At 36.3% G+C, this 3,274-nt stretch carries 3 protein-coding genes and 1 pseudogene; all 4 read right to left on the bottom strand.

What is annotated here, in order from left to right; genetic code table 11:
* Positions 1 to 239: 239 nt before the first annotated feature.
* Positions 240 to 469, bottom strand: a pseudogene (locus AC1UFB_RS05130) (IS3 family transposase); the annotation flags it as partial.
* Positions 470 to 588: 119 nt separating this feature from the next.
* Entirely contained in the window at positions 589 to 1,524 is a 936-nt protein-coding gene (gene spoVK, locus AC1UFB_RS05125; protein ID WP_025908614.1) for a stage V sporulation protein K, read from the bottom strand.
* 255 nt (positions 1,525 to 1,779) lie between these two features.
* On the bottom strand, positions 1,780 to 2,004 hold the full coding sequence (gene hfq, locus AC1UFB_RS05120) for an RNA chaperone Hfq (protein ID WP_025908613.1): 225 nt from the start codon (positions 2,002 to 2,004) through the stop codon (positions 1,780 to 1,782).
* A gap of 34 nt (positions 2,005 to 2,038) precedes the next feature.
* A complete protein-coding gene (miaA, locus tag AC1UFB_RS05115; RefSeq protein WP_076513904.1) occupies positions 2,039 to 2,989 on the bottom strand; it encodes a tRNA (adenosine(37)-N6)-dimethylallyltransferase MiaA in 951 nt (316 codons plus the stop codon).
* Positions 2,990 to 3,274 lie beyond the last annotated feature (285 nt).

The raw sequence follows: 3,274 nt of genomic DNA, 5'->3' as shown, positions 1-3,274 counted from the left end.
TGCAAAGATAAAATTACTGAAAATTTAGATTTTTATAAAGCGTTGAATTATTTTAATGCGACACTAGTGACTTCTCGCCTTAAGAATAAACCATTTTTCTTTTACACATGTTAACGATACAACTTGTAAAGGATTTGCATACAATCGCAAACAGTACAAATGGCAGAACAACAACTTAGTGGCAAAAACATCCGATAATAAGATTCTTCTAACTGAACATACATTAAATGAGAAATAAAAACCCATTTCTCATTCGGAGCTTCAGCTGTAAACTGGTGCTCTAAACGATTCGGTGCGTTTTTGCCAACTGTTCCTTTATAGGATTTATATTTTTTATGCGTACCATGCAGATTAATCCTCGTGCTTTCATGATACGTTGAATCTTTCTGTGTTTCACTTTACTTCCACGATTTGCGAGTTCACTACGAATACGATGATATCCGTAACATCCTTCGTGTTCATGATAAATGTTTACATATCTGACAAAAGCGTTTATTTTTTCTTCTACACTAAATTTAGTCATAAAAAAATGCACCTTTAATTGTTAGACTGTGTCTAACAATTGGGATGCATTTTAAATCCGGATTTTTATAGACGAATATCGCTTGATTTAAGCGTTATCAGCTGCTCTTTACCATAGTTTGCTTCTTCTAAAAGCCTCATGGATTGAGCTCGAATGGAGCGTTCTAAAATATTTCGCACATAGCGACCGTTGCTAAAATCTAGAGGCGTCTGATTGTATTTTACATCCATGAAATGTTCTTTTAACTTTTTATAAGCATCGCCGCTGAATTGATACTGGCGATCATCCATCATCCGGTCTGCAATATCCATTAGCTCATTGACATCATAATCCGGAAAATCAAAGATGAATGGAAACCTTGAACGAAGACCAGGGTTTAAGCTTAAAAAGTTCTCCATTTCGCGTGGATAGCCAGCCAAAATTAAGACAAACTTATCATTTGCATCCTCCATATGCTTCACAAGCGTATCAATTGCTTCTTTCCCAAAATCTTTCTCTCCACCTCGGGCAAGCGAATAGGCTTCGTCAATGAATAAAATACCACCCAACGCTTTTTTCACAAGATCTCGGGTTTTTTGTGCTGTATGTCCAATGTACTCACCCACTAAGTCTGCTCTTTCAGCTTCAATGAGGTGTCCTTTTGATAACACATTCATATTTAAAAACAATTTCCCTAAAAGCCTTGCAACCGTTGTTTTTCCTGTACCTGGATTTCCTTTAAACATCATATGCATCGCTTGTTTTTCTGCCTTCAGACCACTTTCTTCTCTCTTTTTATTAATATATAACCAAGCATATATTTCTTTAATCATTTTTTTTAGCTCATCCATTCCAACCAGACCGCTCATTTCTCTTTCAATTTCTAGCAGTGGTTCATGATTAACAATCGGTCGTTTCACAGGACGTGGAATTGACGTTGTATAGACTCGTTCTTTCTTTGTCTCGTTATTTAAAACAATATTAATTTGCCCATTGTTTTTAAGAGTTATAGGCTGCTCCACACTGTTCACCTCTCGTTTCATCACAGTTACGCTGATGACATTGTATCGCTCTATCTCTAGCTGTAGGACGAACGAATGAAATCATCATTTTCTTTTAGCGGCTTGTATTTTTTCTGTAGCTCGCCATTACCCAAGAAATAAACGCTTATTATAGTTGTATGTGGTAAAACAGTAAACCATGTTAAGAAAAATACTTCTCTCTTTCAACCATAAGAAAAACCAGCCTCATCCCCGCGGATTTGGCTGGTTATCTGACTACTCTAATTCTACAGAGATATTTTTATTTGGAACAAACGTTGAGATTGCATGTTTATAAATTAACTGCTGCTTTCCTTCTGAATCCAATAGAACTGTAAAGTTATCAAACCCTTTAATTAGTCCGCGCAGTTGAAAACCATTTAATAAAAACACAGTGACATAAATATTTTCTTTGCGTAATTGATTTAAAAACTGATCTTGAATATTAACGGATTGTTTCACTATTCGGCCTCCTCATTTCTCTATCTTTACTAGATTAATTCGCTTCTTCTTTCAGCTTTCCTGCTACATAAGTGAAAATTTTGTTGAACTTTTCATGAAAATTGTCAACTTCCATTTCAAACCACGTTACAGGCATCTTATTACGAAACCATGTTAATTGACGTTTGGCATACCTTCTTGAATTCAACTTTAACTGTTCAATCGCTTCTTCAAGCGTGCAGTTTCCGTCGAAATATGTATACAGTTCTTTGTAGCCAATCGCTTGAATTGATTGTACATCACGAACCCCTGCATCGTACAGTGATTTGACTTCTTCTACCAAGCCTTTTTGCACCATAAGATCAACACGTTGGTTAATTCGATCGTATAGTTGTTTACGCTCCATTGTTAAACCAATGAGCGTCACATCATAGAGAAGCTCTTGAGTTTGCTCACGATTATAAACGCTGAAAGGCTTACCAGTCACTTCATACACTTCAAGAGCACGAATAACGCGCCTATGGTTGTTAGGATGAATGGACTCTGCGCCAACTGGATCTATTTCACAAAGTTTTTGATAAAGAGGCTCAATTCCATGCGCTGCAACAAAATGTTCCATGCGCTGTCTGAAGTGTTCGTCGCCTGCTGATTCAGTAAACTGATAGTCATAGATGACAGATTGAATATATAATCCTGTACCACCTACAATAATCGGCAGTTTACCCCGGCCATGAATATCTGTAATCTTCTCTCTTACAATCTCTTGAAATTCAGCCACGGAAAACGACTCAGTCGGCTCTTTAATATCAATTAAGTGATGAGGAATTCCTTCCATTTCATCGCTTGTAACCTTCGCTGTTCCGATATCCATCTTTTTATAAATTTGCATGGAATCTCCCGAAATAACTTCTCCATTTAACAGCTTGGCCATTTCAATGCTCAACTTGGTTTTACCAACGGCTGTCGGACCAATAATTACTATTAATTTTTGTTTCTCTCCCGTCATAACCACACTACTTTCATCTATTACATTTACATCTTCTCATTTTACCCGGAAAACCCATCTTTATTCAAGGCTGATAAAGAAGGAACGTTCTGTTACAGCAATTGAATTAGCGGAGCTCGACTATAAAAGTAGAAACAAAAACTCAATTCGTTTAACTGATGAAATCACTAGCGTCGCATAAATTTTAACTGAATTTTCTGTTTTCTTATTTTTCTCTTTATAAAGAAAAACGAATACTCTTGAACAGAGGTAGTAAACATCCATTTTTTTACTATAACTGTTGGC

The organism is Priestia sp. KCTC 13724 (assembly GCF_056820425.1).
Note: the sequence above shows the minus strand (reverse complement) of the source record. Positions and strands in the feature narration are given on the sequence as shown.

Excerpts from the sequence above, each read along its gene's own strand:
- miaA (WP_076513904.1), bottom strand. The coding sequence starts at position 2,989 with ATGACGGGAGAGAAACAAAAATTAATAGTAATTATTGGTCCGACAGCC.